Raw genomic sequence first — 19539 nt, 5'->3', positions numbered from 1 at the left:
TCATAAAAGAAAATAAAGTATAATATCCGATCATGACAAAGAACAAAAGTCTTTTCCCCTTTATATTGATTACCAGTTTGTTTTTCTTATGGGGTTTTGCGCATAACCTTGATCCTATATTGATTCCGCACTTAAAAAAGTCATTTACCCTGACAACTGTTCAGGCCACTCTGGTAGACTCGGCTGTGTTCATAGCCTATTTTTTGATGGCTTTGCCGGCAGGCTTTATTATGAAAAAATATGGTTACAAAACAGGCATAATAACGGGGCTGCTCATTTTTGCGTTTGGTTCCTATTTGTTTATACCGGCCGCCAATACGCAACAGTACGTATTTTTCCTTGTAGCCTTGTTTATCATTGCCTGCGGATTAACTATTTTAGAAACAGCGGCCAACCCGTATGCTTCCTCATTGGGCGATCCGGCAACCTCCACGCAAAGGCTTAACTTCGCACAATCGTTTAATGGGCTTGCTACAACCCTGGCGCCTATAATTGGGGGGCGTGTTATACTTACCAAAGGTTATACACCGGCACAATTAAGCGTAATGACCGAGCAGGGTCGCAAACTGGCGCTTGCCGCCGAAGCCTCTTCCGTGAAGATGCCCTACTTTATACTGGGTAGCGTGCTGGTTATCATCGCTATCCTTTTTGCATTTACGCACCTGCCCAAAATTCAGCATCATGAGGGCCATACAGCCAGTAAAAACATTTTTCATGCCCTAAAACACCGCCATTTAGCCTGGGGTGTTGCCGCACAGTTTTTTTATGTGGGTGCACAGGTTTGTGTATTCAGTTTATTTATTCTATACGCTCCAAAAGCGGCCGGCATTACAGAAGTAAGGGCGACTTATTATTTGGGTTTATGCGGCTTTGCGTTCTTGATAGGCAGGTTTATTGGTACGTTTCTAATGCGATATTACAGTTCAGCAGTTTTGCTCGCTGCTTATGCGGGCGTCAATATCTTACTTTGCATTGTCGCCATTTTAGGTCATGGCATCTTAACGGTTTATACTGTCATTGGTATCTGCTTTTTTATGTCCATTATGTTCCCAACCATTTTTGCATTGGGCATAAAAGATTTAAAAGCTGATACAGAATTCGGCAGCAGCCTTATCATTATGTCAATCGTAGGTGGCGCCGTTTTGCCAAGGGTATTTGGTTACATCAGCGATGCGACAGGCAATATCCAATATGGCTACACAGTACCATTGATTTGTTTTATGGTTGTTGCACTTTTTGGATTTAAAGGCCATTGCGTAAAAGTAAAGCCGGAAAGTTTACCGGTTTCGGCGGTTCTTTAAAGTAACTAATTTTTATATGGAAAAGATTATATTCCCTAAAGTGATTTTCGGAACCAGCGGATTAGGAAATTTATATGTGCCGCTTTCGGATGAAGCTAAATTGGCAATCGTTGCACAGAGCATAAAATGTTCGCGGAAACCGGTTGTATTTGATTCTGCAGGTAAATATGGTGCCGGGTTGGCACTTGAATCACTGGGCAGATCTTTAAAGCAATTGAATGTCAGCCCGTCAGAGGTGTTTATAAGCAATAAGCTGGGCTGGTTACGTACTGAACTGAAAACAGCCGAACCTACATTCGAGCCCGGGGTTTGGCGTGACCTGAAACATGATGCAGTGCAAAAAATAAGCTATGAAGGCATCCTGGAATGTTATGAACAGGGCAATGAACTTCTTGGCGATTACCGTGCCGAACTGGTATCCGTACATGATCCGGATGAATACCTCGCCGCGGCGAAGAATGAGGCTGATCAAATGCAACGTTACCAGGATATACTGGAAGCTTACCGGGCTTTACATGAATTAAAACAACAAGGCAAAGTAAAAGCTATAGGTGTAGGATCAAAAGACTGGAGGATAATTAAAAGAATAACCCGTGATGTAGGGCTGGATTGGGTCATGATAGCCAATAGCATGACAATTCACAGCCATCCGGTTGAGTTAGTTGAGTTTATGCAGGAGCTTGAAAATCAGGAAATAGCGATTATAAACTCTGCGGTTTTTAACGGAGGTTTCTTAACCGGGTCGGCTTACTATAACTATCAGTTGAAAGACCCGGTAAAAGACAAAAGCTTGTATCACTGGCGGGCGCTGTTTTACCGGTTGTGCAAGGATTTTAACATTAACCCTGTTGATGCATGTATTGTTTTTGGATTAAAAGCACCGGGGGTTAAAAGCATTGCATTGAATACCACTAATGCAGATAGAGTTGCACTAAATGTTGCGATAGCTTCCCTAAAAATTCCAGGGGGATTCTGGAATGAGATGGGGGAGCGGGGATTGATTAACAAAGCATTTGCTTCCGCTTATTTATAAAGACGAGATAAACTATGAAGAGACATTGTTTAGCCCTTGACCTAAAGGATGATCCGCATTTGATAGCCGAATACGAATATTGGCACAAAGCAGAAAATGGCTGGCCCGAGGTGCGGAGAAGTATACTTGATGCTGAGATTATGGATATGCAGATTTATCGAACAGGAAATCGTTTATTTATGATCATGGAGACCAGCGAGAACTATTTTGCTGCAAAAAAAGCAGCCATGGACGCACTTAACCCTAAGGTGCAGGAATGGGAGCAACTGATGTGGAAATTTCAGCAGCCCTTGCCCTGGGCAAAAGAAGGGGAGAAGTGGGTAATGATGGATCAAATTTTTCAGCTTTAAAATAAATAATATGCAAATAATAGTTTGTGCAGAGCCTGGAAAAATGGCACTCGGGCAACGGGAAAAAACTGCTATAAAAGAAGGCTATGCCCAAATCAGGATCAGACGGATAGGTGTTTGCGGTACCGATTTACATGCTTTTGAGGGGACACAGCCATATTTCAATTACCCCCGCGTTCTGGGGCATGAGCTTTCGGGCGAGTTAGTTGAGCCGAACGGGGCACCCGGTTTTAAAAAAGGCGAGATTGTTACATTCATCCCATACTTTAACTGTGGTGTTTGTATTGCCTGCAGATCAGGAAAACCTAACTGTTGTGCTAAAATTAATGTCTGTGGCGTTCATGTAGACGGAGGAATGGCCGAATACCTTAATGTACCAATATATTCGCTGGTACATGGCGAGGGGCTAAGTTATGATGAACTGGCATTGGTAGAACCATTGGCCATAGGGGCTCACGGGATCAGGCGGGCTGGTGTAAAATCTGGCGAATATGTACTGGTGATGGGAGCCGGGCCAATAGGCCTTGGAATAATGGAGTTTGCCCGCATTGCGGGAGCAAAGGTAATCGCCATGGACCTCAATACAAAAAGACTTGAATTTTGCAGGGACAGACTGCATGTAGATCATATTGTTAACGTATCGACCGAAGATGTACCGGAGCGACTGGCTACAATAACAAACGGAGACATGCCTACAGTGGTGATAGATGCCACGGGCAGCTTAAAGGCAATTAATAACGGGTTTCAATATATGGCACATGGAGCCAGGTATGTTCTGGTTGGTTTGCAAAAAGGCGATATTAGTTTGAATCACCCGGAGTTTCACAAACGCGAGGCTACTTTAATGAGCAGTCGTAACGCTACGCGGGAAGATTTTGAACATGTTATTTCATGTATGAAAAAAGGCCTGGTGCAACCGTCTAATTACATTACCCATCGTGTACAATTTGATAAGGTACCGGATGAGTTTGAAAGCTGGCTTGATCCGGTCAATGGCGTAATTAAAGCAATGATAGAGATATAGCGGTATTAGCTGCGATTAAGGGGCGGCCTTTTTGAAAGCTGTTTGCGATTTCTGAAAAAGCTTACATTGAAATAATATTCTCCATCGCTATTGTGATTACGTGGTTAAACCGTATGATGATAAAGATTTGTTTCTGACTATCTAAAATATTCTGAAATCTACATTCTGCCCATTTCCAGAATGTGCGGTAAATCAAATTTCGAGCTGATTTGGATCATGGAATGCCGGTGTACGATTGGTCATATTTGTTATATCGCTTCGTTCAACGAGGACAAAAAAGGATTTAACATTTAATGACTTGATCATGAAAAAGATACTGGTGTTAACCGATTATACATATAATGCAAACCATGCAGCGGCGGCGGCTATTCCACTTGGTGCTAAGTTACACGCGAATATTTTATTGTTTAACACTTTCCTTAGCCATCCCGTTTTATCCGAGCTTGGCGGAATGCCTTATGATGCGGAGCAGGTGATCTGGGTAGACGAAAGCAAGGGGAAAATCACCGATCTTAAAAAGCGCCTGGAGAAACTTGTTGCGAAGGTACCAAATCGGGAGCACCGGCCCAGTGTCGATTGTCTGCGGGAAGAGGGGAGCCTGCAGTATCAGCTAAAGTTTCTGCTTGAAAGAAAGGATATCGAACTCATTATTATGGGAGCCCGCTCGGGCACAACCATAGAACATTTGTTGATTGGCAGTGACACCAGTACAGTGATCAATCAAACAAACCGGCCGGTTTTGATTATTCCCGAAAGCGCTAACCTTAAAAAGATAAAAAAAGTTACAGTTGCCTGCGACTTTGATGAAGGCGATCTGAATGCGGTACATTACCTCACCAAACTCGGCCGTCTTTTTGATTTTCAACTGGAAATTTTACATGTGTCGCTTTGGGGCGATAGCGATTCCCGTGAAATAGAAATGAAAACTAAATTTTCTAACCGGGTAAAAAGATACCGCTACCCTAAGATATCATACCACAACATTTTCGGCAAGGAATTGCCTGCTCGCCTGAATCGTTATTGTGAGGAGAACCAATCTGATTTACTTGTCCTGGTGCATGACCATCATAGTTTTTTAAGCAGGATATTTAAAGGAAGTAATGCCAATGCACAATTAACAAACCAGCAGATACCGGTAATGGTAATCCCCTCAGGTATGTAAAGCTGATAAACCGTTGCTACATCCAGGAAAGCCGCAAACAGACTTAACTCCCTGTAGATTTTTAACGGGTCAGGAGTTGCATTTTTTGAAAAGAAATTTGGTGAAAAAACCGGATTGTTTTATAAAAAATCCCAGCCTGGAAGCGGGGCTTATTACAAACAAGGGGTTACGCTTTATCCATTCTGCAGTAAACCTGTTGAATCCATGAAATCAAGAATGAGCATTTTTTCTTATCGGAAAAATGACGTTTAACTTTTTTGGATGTGTTGAAAAAATCAAACAGAGCCATCTCTGGAATAATGAATAAATGTCTTTGAAATTCCTGGTGTAAATCTTCTGCTTTGTGCAAGATCAGTTTTGGTTATGATGCCGGTCATTATTCCGGGAGAGTATTAAGCTGAAATTAGCTCCATATTAAACAAAAGGAAGTAGCTGCTAAGCAGGTAGATAAGATACTTTAAAATCAATAATGGAAAATCAATATGGAACCTTTCATCAAAAAATTCAGTGAAATCGGGCTGCTGGATATCGCCGAGGTTGGTGGTAAAAATGCTTCCATCGGAGAAATGTTTACCCATTTGGTGCCCATGGGCATACAAGTTCCGGATGGTTTTGCTGTTACCGCTGCAGCCTATCAATATTTTTTAAAAAAGAATGAACTGGAACAACCTTTGCAAAAAATACTTCAGAGTCTCGACAGGGATAATTTTACCAATCTTTCCCAGGTAGGTGCCAAAGCCAGAAAACTGATGACGGATGCACAAGTTCCCCAGGATCTCCAAATGGCCATTATTGACGCATATGATTATTTGTTTAGTTTTTCCGAACCGGCTGTAGCTGTTCGTAGCAGTGCTACTGCGGAGGATCTTCCGGATGCCAGTTTTGCTGGGCAGCATGAATCTTATTTAAATATTCAGGGACACGGGGCTGTAATTCACGCTGTACAACAATGCTTTGTATCGTTGTACACTGATCGTGCTATTAAATACCGGGAAGATAAGGGGTTTGATTACGCTAAAGTTTTTCTTTCTGTGGGTATTCAGCAAATGGTACGCTCTGACCTTGGCTGCTCGGGCGTAGGCTTCACCCTCGAACCGGAATCAGGGTTTCGCGATGTGGTGCACCTTGCCGGGGTTTGGGGGTTAGGCGAAAATATGGTGCAGGGTACGGTTATCCCGGATGAGTTTGTAGTATTTAAGCCCACCTTGAAAAAAAATAAGCAAGCGATTATACAGAAAAAATTGGGCAGTAAAAGCAAAATGCTGGTATATACCCAGGGCGGGAATGATAAGCATACAACTATCAATAAGGATACGGCCTGGGAATTGAGGGGCGAGTTTGTACTGAATGATATGGAAATTGAAAAACTGGCCCGCTGGGCCATGATCATCGAAGAACACTACCAAAAACCGATGGACTTTGAATGGGCGAAAGACGGACAGAACCATCAGCTTTACATCATCCAGGCAAGACCAGAAACCGTACACAGCCAACAAAAGAAGCTGCAGATCAAAACTTGTCGTATTTCAGAAAAGGGCGAAACGATAACAACAGGGGCTGCAGTGGGACACCATATCACCAGTGGTTTTGCACGCTTGCTAAGCTCTCCTGACGAAGCCGGCAAACTTAATGAGGGCGACATTCTCGTTACCGACACTACCAGCCCGGATTGGGATCCTATACTCAAAAAAGTAGCCGGTATTGTCACCAACAAAGGTGGCAGAACCAGTCATGCGGCCATCATTGCCAGGGAATTAGGTGCAGTTGCTATTGTAGGTACTGAAAATGGCACGGTTAAAATCAAAGACGGAGAAGAGATTACCCTGTGCTGTACAGAGGGTAAAACCGGAACCGTTTACCGTGGTAAAATGAATTGGAAAGAAACCCTTACTGATGTTAAAGCAATCCATTTGCCTGAACACCCGAAGGCACAGTTAATTGTGGGGGATCCTGATCAGGCATTTCAACTGGCTTTTTATCCTAACCATGGCGTTGGGCTTATGAGGCTGGAGTTTATCATTACCCATTCTGTTAAGGTGCACCCTATGGCGCTGGTCAATTTTGATCAGGTTATTAACGAAACAGACCGGCTGAAAATCGAGAACCTCACTCATAGGTATTTGCATAAAACCGATTATTTTATTGATCAGTTGGCGCAGGGTGTAGCCACCATTGCGGCAGCTTTTTACCCAAAAGAGGTCATCGTTAGGATGAGCGATTTTAAGAGTAATGAATATGCCGGCCTTATTGGCGGCAGGTACTTTGAACCGGAAGAAGAAAATCCTATGATAGGGTTCAGGGGGGCTTCCCGTTATACGCACGAACGTTACCGGGAAGGATTTCGTTTGGAGTGTGAGGCCATGAAAAGGGTAAGGGACGATATGGGCCTCACAAATGTTAAACTTATGGTTCCGTTCTGCCGAACAGTTGAGGAGGGTAAAAAGGTTATAGCTGAAATGCAAAAGCACGGATTAATAAAGGGGGATAACGAACTGGAGATTTTTGTTATGGCCGAAATTCCAAGTAACGTTTTGCTCGCTGAAGAATTTGCCGCTGTTTTTGATGGTTTTTCAATCGGTTCCAACGATCTGACCCAATTAACACTCGGTATTGACAGAGACTCTGCCCTGATTTCCGATTTATTTGACGAGCAGAATGCCGCCAGCAAGAAGTTGATTGTTTTGATGATTGAAAAGGCAAATAAATTGAAGCGAAAAGTAGGACTTTGCGGACAGGCACCAAGTGACTCCAAAGAGTTTACCAGGCTAATTGTTACCGCAGGTATCGACAGCATTTCGTTTAACCCGGATGCGCTCATCAATGGTATTAATAATATTAATGAAACGCTTTCGTCTCCAATCAAGTCTACAAAAACAGGCTATCCGCCGGTTGATGTTAAAAAAGCATCAAAACATGTAAAGGGTACAGCTTAACCGGAATGACTTAGATATAGTATCGTACGCCGGCGATCACTATAAAACTAATTATACTTGAGGAACGGAAAGTCTATCCTTATAGAAGGGTTTGTAATATGACGGACCACCGGTGGGTTGGGCAACTTGTTTGTTGGTACAGATATTTGCTATCCGCTTTCATGACATTGATCATTAACCTATATGATGTTCATCATTCTCCTTCGATAGTTAATACGGTACTTTTAATTAAAATTCAGACCCGTATAGCATGGATAGCTTAGATAAAGTTCATTGGGCTTTTACTGACCGATTACTGGAATTCTTTAAAGAAACCGGTCATGTAGCAAGATTTGCCGGCCATTTTTTTTCTATGGGCCTGAAACCTCGTTTTGAGGTAAAAGAACTTTTGGCACAGTGTTATTTAATTGGTTACAAGTCGCTGCCGCTGATTGGCTTGACCGGATTTATTATGGGCCTCGTATTAACTATGCAATTAAGACCTTCTCTGGTCAGTTACGGGGTCGAATCTGAGTTGCCTGTGATGGTGGGCATAGCTATTGTCCGCGAGATTGGCCCGGTGATCACCGCCCTGATATTTGCAGGTAAAATTGGCAGCAGTATTGGCGCCGAATTAGGCTCGATGAAAGTAACCGAGCAGATTGATGCCATGGAAGTAAGTGGTACTAATCCCTTTAAATATTTAGTAGCCACGCGGGTAGTAGCATCAACCTTAATGTTGCCTATACTTACCATCCTTAGTGATGCAATTTCTTTATTTGGAGCTTATATTGGTGTCAATATCCGTTCAGTCACCAGTATTCGCCTGTTTTACACCCAGGTGTTTGACAGTTTAAACTTTGGTGATCTTACTCCGGCAGTAATCAAAACATTCTTTTTTGGCTTTGCGGTAGGTATTGTAGGTTGTTATAAAGGCTATAATTCCAGTAAAGGTACGCGTGGCGTTGGCAGTTCGGCTAATACAGCCGTTGTGCTGGCTTCTGTATTGATATTCATCATTGACCTGCTGGCCGTTCAACTCACCGACGTTCTTGGACTAAATTAAATGTGATGGAAGCGCCAATCAGATCATCAATAACCGGCAAGGCAACAGGAGTACCTGAAACTGTAATTGAAATTGAACATCTCTGCAAAAGATTCGGGAAAAATGTGGTGCTTAATGATTTTAACCTAAAAGTGTACAAGACTGAAAACCTGGTGGTGCTCGGTAAGTCGGGATCAGGAAAATCTGTTTTGATCAAATGCGTCATCGGACTTTTAAAGCCCGATAGCGGCAAGATCATCGTGCTGGGAAAAAACATACCAGAATTAGATCACGAAAACCTGGATAAGATCAGGACAAAAATTGGTTTTCTTTTTCAGGGGAACGCTCTTTATGATTCGATGACTGTGAGAGAAAATCTTGAATTTTCTCTTCGAAGGCAATGGTTCAGGCTGCCACAAACTGAGGTGGACGATATGGTAAAGGAAGCGCTGGAAAATGTGGGGTTGCCGCATACTGTGGATATGATGCCGGCAGAGCTTTCCGGAGGTATGCTAAAAAGAGTGGCGCTGGCCCGTACACTGATCCTTAAACCAGAAATTATACTGTACGATGAACCAACCACTGGCCTGGACCCTGTAACCGCCAGGGAGATCGACAATCTCATTTTATCCCTGCAGAAAAAATATCATACCGCATCCATCATTATATCTCATGATATGAATTGCGTTAAAAATACAGCCGACCGGGTGGTTTTGCTGCTGGATGGAAAGTGTTATATGGAAGGCGGCTACCATGAACTTGAAGCTTCTGCGGATGAAAATATTAAACAATTTTTTGAATAACACATTATGGTAAACGAGGGAGAAAACAATACCAAATTAGGTGTATTTACATTGGCCGGATTACTGGCGCTGATATTTTCCTTTTATATGATTGGGAAAAACCACAACCTGTTTGGTGGTGGTATTGAAATAAAAGCACGTTTTTCCAATTTGAACGGATTAATAGCCGGGAACAATGTGTTGTATGCCGGAATTCAGGCCGGAACTGTTAAAGACATGCAGTTGCTTAACGATACCTTGATTGAAGTTATCTTGTTGATAGACCCCAAAGTAGGCGCATTTATACATAAAAATGCCATTGCCAGCATTGGAACGGAAGGCCTAATGGGGAATAAAGTTATTAATATTCAACCCGGAACGGGCGGGGACTTAGCGATAAACAAAGGCGATTACCTGCAAACCCGGAAAGCCGTAAATACTGATGCTATGCTACAAACCCTGGATAAGACCAATAATAATATCGCTCTTATTTCAGAAGAATTAAAAAGCACGGTGGGGCGCATTAACGAAAGCAAAATTTTTGAAGTGCTGAATGACAAAGATTTGGGCTCAGAACTTCGGTCTTCTTTAAGCAATGTTCATCAGGCCACAGCGTATGCAAGGGACATGGCTACAAACCTTGATATTATAGTAAAAGGAATCAAGAAGGGAAGGGGCGCTGCCGGACTGTTACTGACCGATACAGCGTTTGCGGGAAACTTAAATAACACAATGCAAAAGATCGGGTTGGTTAGTGACAATGCAAACCAGGCTACCATCCGGTTGAATACATTGATTGAAGGAGTTAAACAGGATCTATCGTCGAAAGATGGTTCCCTGTCCGTCTTGCTCCGTGATTCTGTGCTGGCCGGACAACTAAAACAAACGATGAAAAATATTCAGGATGGTACTGCCGGATTTAATCAGAATATGGAAGCCTTGAAACACAACTTTTTGCTGAGGGGCTATTTCAAAAACCTCGAAAAAAACAAGAAGAAAGACCAGTTTTGAAAGCGGAAATTTTTTTCGATAGAAAAAGCCCAATTAATCCATTGTCAAAACAGCCGCTCCGTTAATTTGGCCCTTTCTTAATTGTTCAATGGCTTCATTGGCTTGCGAAAGGCGAAATAAGGTTGTTTGTGTATGTACAGGGATTGCTTTCAATGCCTCGAAAAAGTCCAGACCATCCTGTCGCGTCAGGTTAGCTACTGACTTTATCGTTCTTTCACCCCAGATGAGGTCATACGAAAAAGCTGGAATCTCGCTCATGTGAATGCCGCCGCAAATGACCTGCCCGGCCTTTGCAACCTGTCCTAAAGCCATAGGAATCAACTCCCCAGCGGGCGCAAATATCATAGCCGCGTCAAGTAATTCCGGGGACGCTTCAGTGCTGTTACCGGCCCACGCGGCTCCTAATTGCCTGGCAAATTGCTGCGCAGCTTCATCGCCGGTGCGGGTAAAAGCAAAAATTCTTTTTCCCTGCGCCCGGGCAATCTGGATGATAATATGCGCCGCGGCGCCGAAACCGTAAATGCCAATATTGATTGCGGACGGGTCAATCATCCGGTACGAGCGATAGCCTATTAGCCCGGCACAGAGTAGGGGTGCAGATGAAGGGGCATTGTAATTTTTGTTGGCGAGTGGAAAACAGTAGCGTGCATCGGCTATGGCATATTCGGCAAAACCACCATCAATAGTATAACCGGTAAATAAGGCATGATCGCAAAGGTTTTCCTTACCTTGTTTGCAGTACCTGCAATGCCCGCAGGTATAACCTAACCAAGGGACCCCGACGATGGTTTTCAATGGCAAAGCATTCAGCCCATTTCCAAATCCGGCTACCTCTGCAATAATTTCATGGCCAGGTATCAGCGGAAGTTTAGGCTGGGCAAGTTCGCCGTCGATGATATGCAGGTCTGTTCTGCAGATACCACAGGCCAGGATCTTCAGCAGAACCTGGCCATCAGCCGGTTTGGGTACCGGCACCCGTTGAAGCGTAAGTGGCTGGCCTGCTTTTTCGAATACCATGGCCTGCATGAACCCGGGAGTTTCCATTTTAACGCAATTAGAGTTTATCTTAACAAACAACATTTGCCGTAGGGATGTTTTAAATTGCCGCTCAGCAACCGGGTGGATATAAACCAGTAATGGAATAGTGGTCGGGTACGGCGATGCCGGTAGCCGGATGAAATGATCATCCGGCAAACCCAGCAGAAAATCTATTTCAATTTTATGAAACTCCTGGTCGGCCAACCTGTATTTAATGTCAAGATATTGTTTGTGAGGTTAGGAACCATGATGTTATTAAGATTGAAACTTGTTTTGCTAAACATCCGAAAATTGCGGATCAGTCAATTTTTACCTCTTTTTTAGCCGTCAGGTCCTTGCCTGATTTTTTAAGATCAATGACCAATAAGCCATCTTTGTACGATGCTTTAATCTTTTCTTCCGTTACGTTTTCAGGCAGACTGAACATACGGGTGAAAGCCGTTTTTGAAAACTCCTTACGGGTGTAGTTTCCTTTTTCTTCTTTTTGCTCATTACTGGTTTCCGCGCTGATGGTTATCAAGCCATTTTCGGTTGAGATCTTAAAATCGTCCTTTTTAAAGCCGGGTGCTGCTACTTCCAGTTCAAAATTATCTTTTGTTTCCCGGATGTTAACTGCTGGTAATTGCTCGCCAGAAAAAAGGGATTTGTCGAAGAACCTGTCGGTGTTCCAAAAATCTTCCATCATTGACCTTAATGAGGGAAAGCCGTTAGTTTTTACTAAAGTTGACATAATAATTTATTTAATGTTTACCGTCCAAATTTCCCCTTATCTATGCAAATAACGATGACCCATATCAGTTCGCAACGTGATGCTCGTCAATAATTTGCTTTCATCGGTGCGCTAATTTTACCTGATAATACATATCAACTATTAAAACCAGTTAATCATGAACAACGAAAATGATGCTCTAAATAATGAGGTTGTTTCTTTACAGTCTTTTGGGGCCGCAGAAACCGTTACAGGATCAAAACACCTGTTGCAAACACCAGATTTGAACATTCTGGTAGATTGTGGCTTATTTCAGGGTATGAAGTCCCTTCGGGAGCGAAACTGGGAAATGCCGCCGGCCGAACTTTCTGCTGTCGATGTGATGATCCTTACCCATGCACATCTTGACCATTGTGGTTATATTCCCCTCTTTGTTAAAAACGGCTATCGGGGTAAAATTTATATGAGCCCACCCACCCGTGACCTGACCGAGCTGATACTGAGGGACAGCGCAAAATTACAGGAAGAGGATGCCGATAAAGCCAATAGACGTGGATATAGTAAACATCGGCCGGCCGAGCCATTGTACAACACAAAAGACGTAGAAACAGCCTTGCAGCATTTTGTAACACTGGAACCTGGACAAACTTTCGGCCTGAATGACCATATATGCTTTAGATTTTTCCCGGCGGGTCATATTTTGGGTGCTTGCTCTCTTGAAATCAATTGTTATGGGAAAACTATTGTGTTTTCCGGTGACCTTGGGCGTTATCATTCAGAATTACTCCCCCCGCCCGTTCATCCGGTTAAGGCTGATTTTGTGATAATGGAATCCACTTACGGAGATCGCCTGCACGGTGCAGATGATCCGGCGGAAGCATTTGCTTTGGCTATCAAGGATACAATTTTTCAGCGTGGTAACCTGCTGATCCCCTGTTTTGCTGTGGGGCGCGCACAGGATGTGATGCATATTTTATGGCGGCTAAAAAATGCCCAAATAATACCTCAAAGTATCCCGGTTTTTCTTGACAGCCCTATGGCAGCTTCAGCCGGTCGGTCTTTGTTGAAATATGCGGATTGGCTAACGCTTCCCCCGGGCGAAGCCGTCCGCATGTTTAGCGGGGTGACCATTAACCAGGATTACAGACTCACGGAAAAAACCATCCGCCAAAAAGGGAGTAAGATTGTGCTTGCTGCAAGTGGGATGCTCACCGGTGGCAGGGTTTTGGAGTACCTTAAACACTACCTCGTGGATGCAAGGAACACCGTCCTGATGATCGGATACCAGGCTGAAGGTACAAGGGGAAGAGCCCTGCTTAACCAGGTGCCGGAAATTAAGATACATGGACAATATTACCCGGTAAAAGCGCGGATTTTGGGGATTGGCGGTTTATCGGCACATGCCGATCAGACCGAATTACTAACCTGGATAAAAGGATTTGAACAAGCTCCAACCGAGGTTTTTCTGGTACATGGTGAGCCCTGCGCGCAAGAGGCATTTCGGGTTAAGCTAAAGGATGAACTTCGCGTTCCTGTAACTATCATGAAAGAAGGCAGACCAAAACTGTTGTTTCGGATAAATCGTAGTGAGTTAAAAGTGCTGCCCCTTTCTGAAATGGCAAAACAACCTCCTGTTAGCCCGGTTGAGGGCTGATGTGAAACAATTCTTTTGTACCACGATCATTTTAATTGACGGGGCATTAGTGCAAAATTTACAGTACAGGATATTCAACAGCAACCATTATGCAAACTATTAGCGCCCTCAATAACAATTCACTGGCAAACCTGGCGGAGCCCTATGCGCAGATGTAATCATGAACGGTAAGTATAATGACCTGATGGTTATGGGTAATCACCGTTTTTATTTTAAGGAAATTATCCGCAACTATATAGAGTATTCTCTCCCCGTTCATATTTCTACGCCATTGCTCATTTCTTCATACTAATCGATCCATGGAAAATAAAGCCGACACCAAAATGAAATTCTGGCAGTTTGATACGAAAATGGCTTATCAACAGTTATCTGCCAATCCCAAGGGCTTATCGGCTCGGGAAGCTGCTATCAGGATGCGGCAATATGGCCCCAACACAATCAGGAATAATTCAAAAACATCCCTTTTCCTATTATTTCTGACACAGTTTAAAAGCCCGGTCACACTGTTATTGATTGCAGCCGCTTTACTTTCTGCGGGTTTAGGTGATGTGACCGATACCTTAATTATTTTGGCCATTGTTCTTATTAGTGGTTTTTTAGGTTTTTGGCAGGAGAAAGGGGCGGCGGACGCTGTTAAGGAGTTATTAAAATTAGTGCAGTTGAGCTGTGATGTGCTGCGGGACGGTCAACTTAAAACCATTCCTGTGGAAGAAGTTGTCCCTGGTGATATAGTCACCTTAAACGCCGGAGATTTTATTCCAGGGGACAGTTTGCTGATAGAATCGCAGGACCTGTTTGTGGATGAAGCTGCATTTACAGGAGAAACCTTTCCGGTTGAAAAGCGTTGCGGCGCTGTTGCTGCCACCGCCCCTATGGCTAAAAGAAGTAACGCCTTGTTTATGGGATCTCACGTGATTAGCGGTAAGGCTAAAGCATTGGTCATCCAAACAGGCGTAACAACAGAATTCGGAAAAATATCCGCAGAACTAATGAGCAGAACGCCTGAAACCGATTTTGAAAAAGGGATAAGAAAATTCGGCTACATGTTAATGGAATTAACCCTGCTACTTGTTATTATCATATTCGCCGCCAACGTACTGCTTCATAAGCCTGTACTCGATTCTTTTTTATTTTCATTGGCATTGGCTGTAGGGCTTACGCCGCAATTGTTGCCAGCCATTATCAGTGTGAATTTAGCTGCCGGGGCAAGAAGAATGGCCCGACAGCAGGTAATAGTCAAACGCCTGTCTTCAATCGAGAATTTCGGAAGCATGAACATCTTATGCACCGATAAGACCGGGACTATTACAGAAGGAAAGGTAACCCTTGGAGACAGCCTCGATTACAATGGCAGGCATAGCGACAAGGTATTGCAGTATGCCTGGCTTAATGCGGTTATGCAGCAGGGTTTTCACAATCCCATTGACGAGGCAATCTGCACTGCAAATGCCGGAACGGTAAACAACTATAGCTTGCTGACGGAAATTCCGTATGATTTTATCAGAAAAAGACTGACGGTTCAGGTTGAAAATGACACCTGTAATATGGCAGTAACGAAAGGTGCTGTACAAGGTATTTTGGCCTTATGTGACCAGGTGGAGACGGACGACGGAAAACTGGCGGACATCCGGGAGATGGAAACGATACTTAATGAGCAATATGGCCGGTTAAGCGAAGCCGGTTTCAGGACGCTGGGTGTTGCCTACAAACCCGTTGACGGTACACATATTATTACAAAAGACGATGAGCGGGGCATGATCTTTTTAGGTTTTATTACGCTGTTTGATCCGCCCAAAGAGGGGATTTATGAAACAATTAGAAAGCTCGATACACTTGGAGTCAGGCTGAAAATGATTACCGGCGATAACGAGCTGATAGCGAAAAGCCTGGCGCTGCGGATTGGGATCGGGCAACCTAAAGTGCTCACGGGGGCTTCTATTCAAAGAATGAGCAATTTGGCGCTTGGCCACCATGCACCGCTAACAGATATATTTGCGGAAGTGGAGCCCAACCAGAAAGAAAGGATTATTATGGTTTTGAAGAGAGCCGGTCATGTAGTGGGCTTTATGGGAGATGGCATCAATGACGCCCCGGCGCTGCATGCTGCGGATGTAGGTATTTCTGTTAATACGGCCGTAGATGTGGCTAAAGAAGCCGCTGATATTGTATTGCTTAGCCGGGACCTGAACGTGTTGCTGGAAGGGGTACTGGAGGGGCGCAAAACGTTTGCCAATACAATGAAATACATTTTTATGGCCACCAGCGCCAATTTTGGCAATATGTTCAGTATGGCAGGCGCATCTTTGTTTTTGCCTTTTTTGCCGCTATTGCCAAAACAGGTACTGCTCACGAACCTGTTAACAGATTTTCCCGAGATGGCGATTGCGACTGATCGCGTAGACGACATCAATATCCAAACGCCGCAGCGATGGGATATGCAGTTTATACGGCGTTTCATGATCACTTTTGGCCTGTTAAGCTCGGTTTATGATTACCTGACCTTTGGTGTCTTATTACTCATCATCCATGCCAATGAAAAAACGTTTCAAACCGGTTGGTTCACCGAATCCGTGATTTCGGCGATTTTAATTGTACTGATTGTCCGCACACGCCTGCCGTTCTTTAAAAGCCTGCCCGGGAAGTATCTGGCAACAGCAACAATAGTTATCCTTGTGGTGATATTAACCTTGCCTTTAACGCCAATAGCTGCCTGGTTTGGCTTTGTTCAGTTGTCCTTCACATTTTATGGCTGGATGTTGTTGATTATCTTCTGCTATATGTTTAGCGCCGAACTCGCTAAATACTGGTTTTATAGGGGGACATTTCGTCTTTTGAAAAAAACGCTTTAACATAATATAACGGCGGACATAATTGTGATTACTATTATCCCCTATACTAACTGGTATCATGTTAGTTTTTATTAATCTATAGGTTATTTGAGCGAATATCTACATCTTTTATTTGTTACTCATCAAAAGTTAAAATTATGGAAATATACGCATCACCTAATCAAAACTGCTCTCTGTCCGATTGTTCCGCCGGGAGTTGTTTCGCACTCCTTGCATAAAATAGTATTCGCTATCGATTTCGAAAAGGAGAGTTGAAGGTTATCATCTGGCGAAGGTAAGTACCACCTATTGGGTTTTAGGACAGGTATCGCCCATCATAACGCCGGGGGCGGAAAGACCCAGATCATGGTCCCAGAAACGATATTTCAATCCAGATAACAGAATTGCAAAGCGCGTACGTTTTGTCAAATACTTAAGAGAACTCATCCGATAGAATACATCCTTGCTGTTCTTCTCTTTGTGACGTCGCCAACAAGGGTGATCTGAATCAGTTTCTACGCTGACGACCGACATTGGCTGACAGTATCCAATCATTTAGTTTTGACAAAAGCACGTTCATGAAAAAGTTTTTCCTGCTTCTGATGGGGATATTTCCCGCCGGTTTGTATGCGCAGACACCCGCGCCGATTGTTGATTTGAGTTATGCGGCCGCCAAAGCGCTGCCTGCAGTTGTACGTGTGCAGGCTTTCTTGTCTGATAGTTTATTAAGTATCCATCCAGACCTTATAAACAAAATGGGGATCAAGACTCCCCGGTCTGGCAGCGGTATACTGGCAAATGCTGCCTCGGGCGTGCTGGTTAGTACTGACGGTTATATTATGACCAACGCGCATGTGGTTGCAGGAGTGGACAGTATAACCGTTGTTTTGCCTGACCGCAGGGCTTACCATGCAGCGTTGATTGGTACAGACGATCTTGCTGACCTTGCGCTATTAAAGATTGCGGCAAACGATTTGCCGTTCCTGGAGTTAGGTGACCCGGGGCTGGTTCGGATTGGCGACCCAGTGCTGGCGGTGGGAAATCCGCTTGAACTGAGTTCTACGGTTACCGCAGGGATCCTGAGCGCCCGTTTTAGAAGCCTGGACAGTCAACCCGACGCATCTTTGGTGAATTCTTACCTGCAATCGGATGCGGCCAGTAATGAAGGCATGAGCGGAAGCGCTTTGGTAGACCGTAGTGCTAAGCTGATCGGCATCAATGCTGCTATCATTTCTCCGACCGGTGCTTTTGCGGGTTATGCATTTGCCATTCCGTCCGGGATTGTAAAAAAAGCCTGGAGAGATCTGGTTAGTTACGGCAAGGTACGTCACGCTTACCTGGATATCGCTTGTAGTGATATGGATGCGGAAAACGCCAGACGTCTGCGCACCAAAAATATAAGCGGTGTTTTAATAGACAGCGTGCAAAGGGGAGGAGCTGGGGAGCGTGCCGGATTGCGAAGAGATGATATCCTGCTCGGGATTGACAAGCAGCGGCTTAATAATACTGCCCAGCTAAGAGAACTGCTGGCACAGCGAACGCCTGGTGAACAAGCGTTAGTTGTTATAGAAAGAGATGGCGGCGAATTGCAATTGGCGGCAGTGCTCTCTCCTGGAAATGGCGGGCACACAGAGGTTCGCAGCCGCGTGCAAAAAGCATGGCCGGTGATACTGACGGTTCACAAGCATTAACTCATCATATGCAGCAGGTGACAGGAAACGTAGTATGGCCCATAAACGTTGACAAGGTGAATATCAAAATCCGGACAGTACTTTTCAAGCTCATCCTCAATTCTTCCCTTTTTCATGGCGACGGTTTTAATTGATTTTTGTGCGTAACTTATTCCACAAATTATGAAAACGGTCATTCCTGGTCGGTTTTTGTCTGATATATTTTCGCCGGATACAAACCACTGGATTTTCGATCAAACCAGGATATGACCAGCATCACTTTCCGGGCTGCTGCCGGTCATTCCGGGTTCGGGAAGTCCGCCGTATTCTTGTGTATGAAAAATCATGTTAATATCAAACATATCAAGAACCTGAATAACGACGGTTTGAGAGGTATCTCCTTTTATAAACAGGAGCTGGGTATCATGCAGGAAAGACTGCAAGAGATTGCTGCCGACAATACGGCGCGCGAAGTACAGGAAAACGTAGAACATTTTCAAAACCGGTTTCTGATTCATGGAAATTACCTGGATGAATTAAAGCATGACATCCATGGCAATGACCAGGACATCGAGGCCGAGTTGCTGCGTACGGGTACTACGGTTTCCGAAAGCGTTGCCACCGAACATACCCGGATCCATGAGCGTTATCTCAACGAGGAAAGAATGTTCAACGATCTGCGTCATGAATTTAACCGCCTGGCGGCAAAATGGATGTGAAAAATATTTAGGCAAAATTTACCGAAGTTTCATGATGGGCAAATGGATATTCGCTCATTACGAAACTTTTGGAAATTGGGTGGCCGTAGTGACCATGGCATTGAATACGTCGGATGTGATATAACCCTGCTCATTCAATTTATTGGTTTGCGAAATCCTTTGATGTATCGCACCGATTGCTGTCGTATCTCGGTTTGACGCCGGTCACATTCAAATATGAGCGATATCAGTAATCCGTTTGGGTATTTATTGTTACTTACAGTGGATTTTTAATAGCTCTTTGGACGCAAATTTACCATCA

The 19539-nt window shown here is 44.0% G+C and carries 15 protein-coding genes; 13 read left to right on the top strand and 2 right to left on the bottom strand.

The genetic code is table 11. The features are described from left to right. The first annotated feature begins 32 nt into the window (after nucleotides 1–32). The 9 genes from fucP (at nucleotide 33) to PQ469_RS15010 (ending at nucleotide 10620) form a co-directional block, all read left to right on the top strand. The gene (gene fucP / locus PQ469_RS15050) at nucleotides 33–1301 is read left to right on the top strand and encodes an L-fucose:H+ symporter permease (protein WP_274213705.1); all 1269 of its coding nucleotides are present in this window, start codon (nucleotides 33–35) and stop codon (nucleotides 1299–1301) included. Nucleotides 1302–1317: 16 nt separating this feature from the next. Next, the gene (locus PQ469_RS15045) at nucleotides 1318–2334 is read left to right on the top strand and encodes an aldo/keto reductase (protein ID WP_274213704.1); all 1017 of its coding nucleotides are present in this window, start codon (nucleotides 1318–1320) and stop codon (nucleotides 2332–2334) included. 14 nt (nucleotides 2335–2348) lie between these two features. Next, complete coding sequence (locus tag PQ469_RS15040; protein ID WP_274213703.1) at nucleotides 2349–2684, top strand: L-rhamnose mutarotase; 336 nt, start codon at nucleotides 2349–2351, stop codon at nucleotides 2682–2684. Between the two features lie 10 nt (nucleotides 2685–2694). Beyond that, nucleotides 2695–3708 (top strand): zinc-binding alcohol dehydrogenase family protein, encoded by a 1014-nt coding sequence (locus PQ469_RS15035; protein WP_090652733.1) that lies wholly within the window; start codon nucleotides 2695–2697, stop codon nucleotides 3706–3708. A 304-nt stretch (nucleotides 3709–4012) separates the two neighbouring features. Continuing rightward, on the top strand, nucleotides 4013–4870 hold the full coding sequence (locus PQ469_RS15030; protein ID WP_274213702.1) for a universal stress protein: 858 nt from the start codon (nucleotides 4013–4015) through the stop codon (nucleotides 4868–4870). Between the two features lie 482 nt (nucleotides 4871–5352). After that, nucleotides 5353–7803 (top strand): phosphoenolpyruvate synthase, encoded by a 2451-nt coding sequence (gene ppsA, locus PQ469_RS15025; protein WP_274213701.1) that lies wholly within the window; start codon nucleotides 5353–5355, stop codon nucleotides 7801–7803. A gap of 250 nt (nucleotides 7804–8053) precedes the next feature. Beyond that, nucleotides 8054–8848, top strand: a complete 795-nt coding sequence (locus PQ469_RS15020; protein ID WP_090652730.1) for an MlaE family ABC transporter permease — start codon at nucleotides 8054–8056, stop codon at nucleotides 8846–8848. Between the two features lie 5 nt (nucleotides 8849–8853). After that, a complete protein-coding gene (locus tag PQ469_RS15015) occupies nucleotides 8854–9630 on the top strand; it encodes an ABC transporter ATP-binding protein (protein WP_274213700.1) in 777 nt (258 codons plus the stop codon). 6 nt (nucleotides 9631–9636) lie between these two features. Next, nucleotides 9637–10620 (top strand): MlaD family protein, encoded by a 984-nt coding sequence (locus PQ469_RS15010; protein WP_274213699.1) that lies wholly within the window; start codon nucleotides 9637–9639, stop codon nucleotides 10618–10620. Between the two features lie 33 nt (nucleotides 10621–10653). On the opposite strand, the gene PQ469_RS15005 is transcribed toward PQ469_RS15010, so the two are convergent. Beyond that, complete coding sequence (locus PQ469_RS15005) at nucleotides 10654–11862, bottom strand: zinc-dependent alcohol dehydrogenase family protein (RefSeq protein WP_274213698.1); 1209 nt, start codon at nucleotides 11860–11862, stop codon at nucleotides 10654–10656. Nucleotides 11863–11956: 94 nt separating this feature from the next. Then, entirely contained in the window at nucleotides 11957–12388 is a 432-nt protein-coding gene (locus PQ469_RS15000) for an Hsp20/alpha crystallin family protein (RefSeq protein ID WP_274213697.1), read from the bottom strand. 157 nt (nucleotides 12389–12545) lie between these two features. On the opposite strand from PQ469_RS15000, the gene PQ469_RS14995 reads away from it, so the two are divergent. The 4 genes from PQ469_RS14995 to PQ469_RS14980 all read left to right on the top strand — a co-directional run bounded on the left by PQ469_RS14995 (nucleotide 12546) and on the right by PQ469_RS14980 (nucleotide 19238). Then, nucleotides 12546–14021, top strand: coding sequence for an MBL fold metallo-hydrolase RNA specificity domain-containing protein (locus tag PQ469_RS14995; RefSeq protein ID WP_274213696.1), 1476 nt, complete (start codon nucleotides 12546–12548; stop codon nucleotides 14019–14021). A 299-nt stretch (nucleotides 14022–14320) separates the two neighbouring features. Further along, the gene (mgtA, locus tag PQ469_RS14990) at nucleotides 14321–16870 is read left to right on the top strand and encodes a magnesium-translocating P-type ATPase (RefSeq protein ID WP_274213695.1); all 2550 of its coding nucleotides are present in this window, start codon (nucleotides 14321–14323) and stop codon (nucleotides 16868–16870) included. Nucleotides 16871–17427: 557 nt separating this feature from the next. Further along, nucleotides 17428–18540 (top strand): S1C family serine protease, encoded by a 1113-nt coding sequence (locus tag PQ469_RS14985; RefSeq protein WP_274213694.1) that lies wholly within the window; start codon nucleotides 17428–17430, stop codon nucleotides 18538–18540. Nucleotides 18541–18854: 314 nt separating this feature from the next. Continuing rightward, on the top strand, nucleotides 18855–19238 hold the full coding sequence (locus PQ469_RS14980) for a hypothetical protein (RefSeq protein ID WP_274213693.1): 384 nt from the start codon (nucleotides 18855–18857) through the stop codon (nucleotides 19236–19238). The last annotated feature ends 301 nt before the right edge of the window (nucleotides 19239–19539 follow it).

It is taken from the genome of Mucilaginibacter sp. KACC 22773, from assembly GCF_028736215.1.
Classification (GTDB): Bacteria; Bacteroidota; Bacteroidia; order Sphingobacteriales; family Sphingobacteriaceae; genus Mucilaginibacter.
This window is presented reverse-complemented; position numbering and strand designations above follow the sequence as displayed.

Bases quoted from the DNA above. Each gene is read 5' to 3' on its own strand.
- PQ469_RS15035 (WP_090652733.1), top strand. From the start codon at position 2,695: ATGCAAATAATAGTTTGTGCAGAGCCTGGAAAAATGGCACTCGGGCAA.
- PQ469_RS14985 (WP_274213694.1), top strand. From the start codon at position 17,428: ATGAAAAAGTTTTTCCTGCTTCTGATGGGGATATTTCCCGCCGGTTTG.
- PQ469_RS15030 (WP_274213702.1), top strand. From the start codon at position 4,013: ATGAAAAAGATACTGGTGTTAACCGATTATACATATAATGCAAACCAT.
- fucP (WP_274213705.1), top strand. From the start codon at position 33: ATGACAAAGAACAAAAGTCTTTTCCCCTTTATATTGATTACCAGTTTG.
- PQ469_RS15000 (WP_274213697.1), bottom strand. From the start codon at position 12,388: ATGTCAACTTTAGTAAAAACTAACGGCTTTCCCTCATTAAGGTCAATG.
- PQ469_RS15020 (WP_090652730.1), top strand. From the start codon at position 8,054: ATGGATAGCTTAGATAAAGTTCATTGGGCTTTTACTGACCGATTACTG.
- PQ469_RS15010 (WP_274213699.1), top strand. From the start codon at position 9,637: ATGGTAAACGAGGGAGAAAACAATACCAAATTAGGTGTATTTACATTG.
- ppsA (WP_274213701.1), top strand. From the start codon at position 5,353: ATGGAACCTTTCATCAAAAAATTCAGTGAAATCGGGCTGCTGGATATC.
- PQ469_RS14980 (WP_274213693.1), top strand. From the start codon at position 18,855: ATGAAAAATCATGTTAATATCAAACATATCAAGAACCTGAATAACGAC.
- PQ469_RS15015 (WP_274213700.1), top strand. From the start codon at position 8,854: ATGGAAGCGCCAATCAGATCATCAATAACCGGCAAGGCAACAGGAGTA.
- PQ469_RS14995 (WP_274213696.1), top strand. From the start codon at position 12,546: ATGAACAACGAAAATGATGCTCTAAATAATGAGGTTGTTTCTTTACAG.
- mgtA (WP_274213695.1), top strand. From the start codon at position 14,321: ATGGAAAATAAAGCCGACACCAAAATGAAATTCTGGCAGTTTGATACG.
- PQ469_RS15040 (WP_274213703.1), top strand. From the start codon at position 2,349: ATGAAGAGACATTGTTTAGCCCTTGACCTAAAGGATGATCCGCATTTG.
- PQ469_RS15045 (WP_274213704.1), top strand. From the start codon at position 1,318: ATGGAAAAGATTATATTCCCTAAAGTGATTTTCGGAACCAGCGGATTA.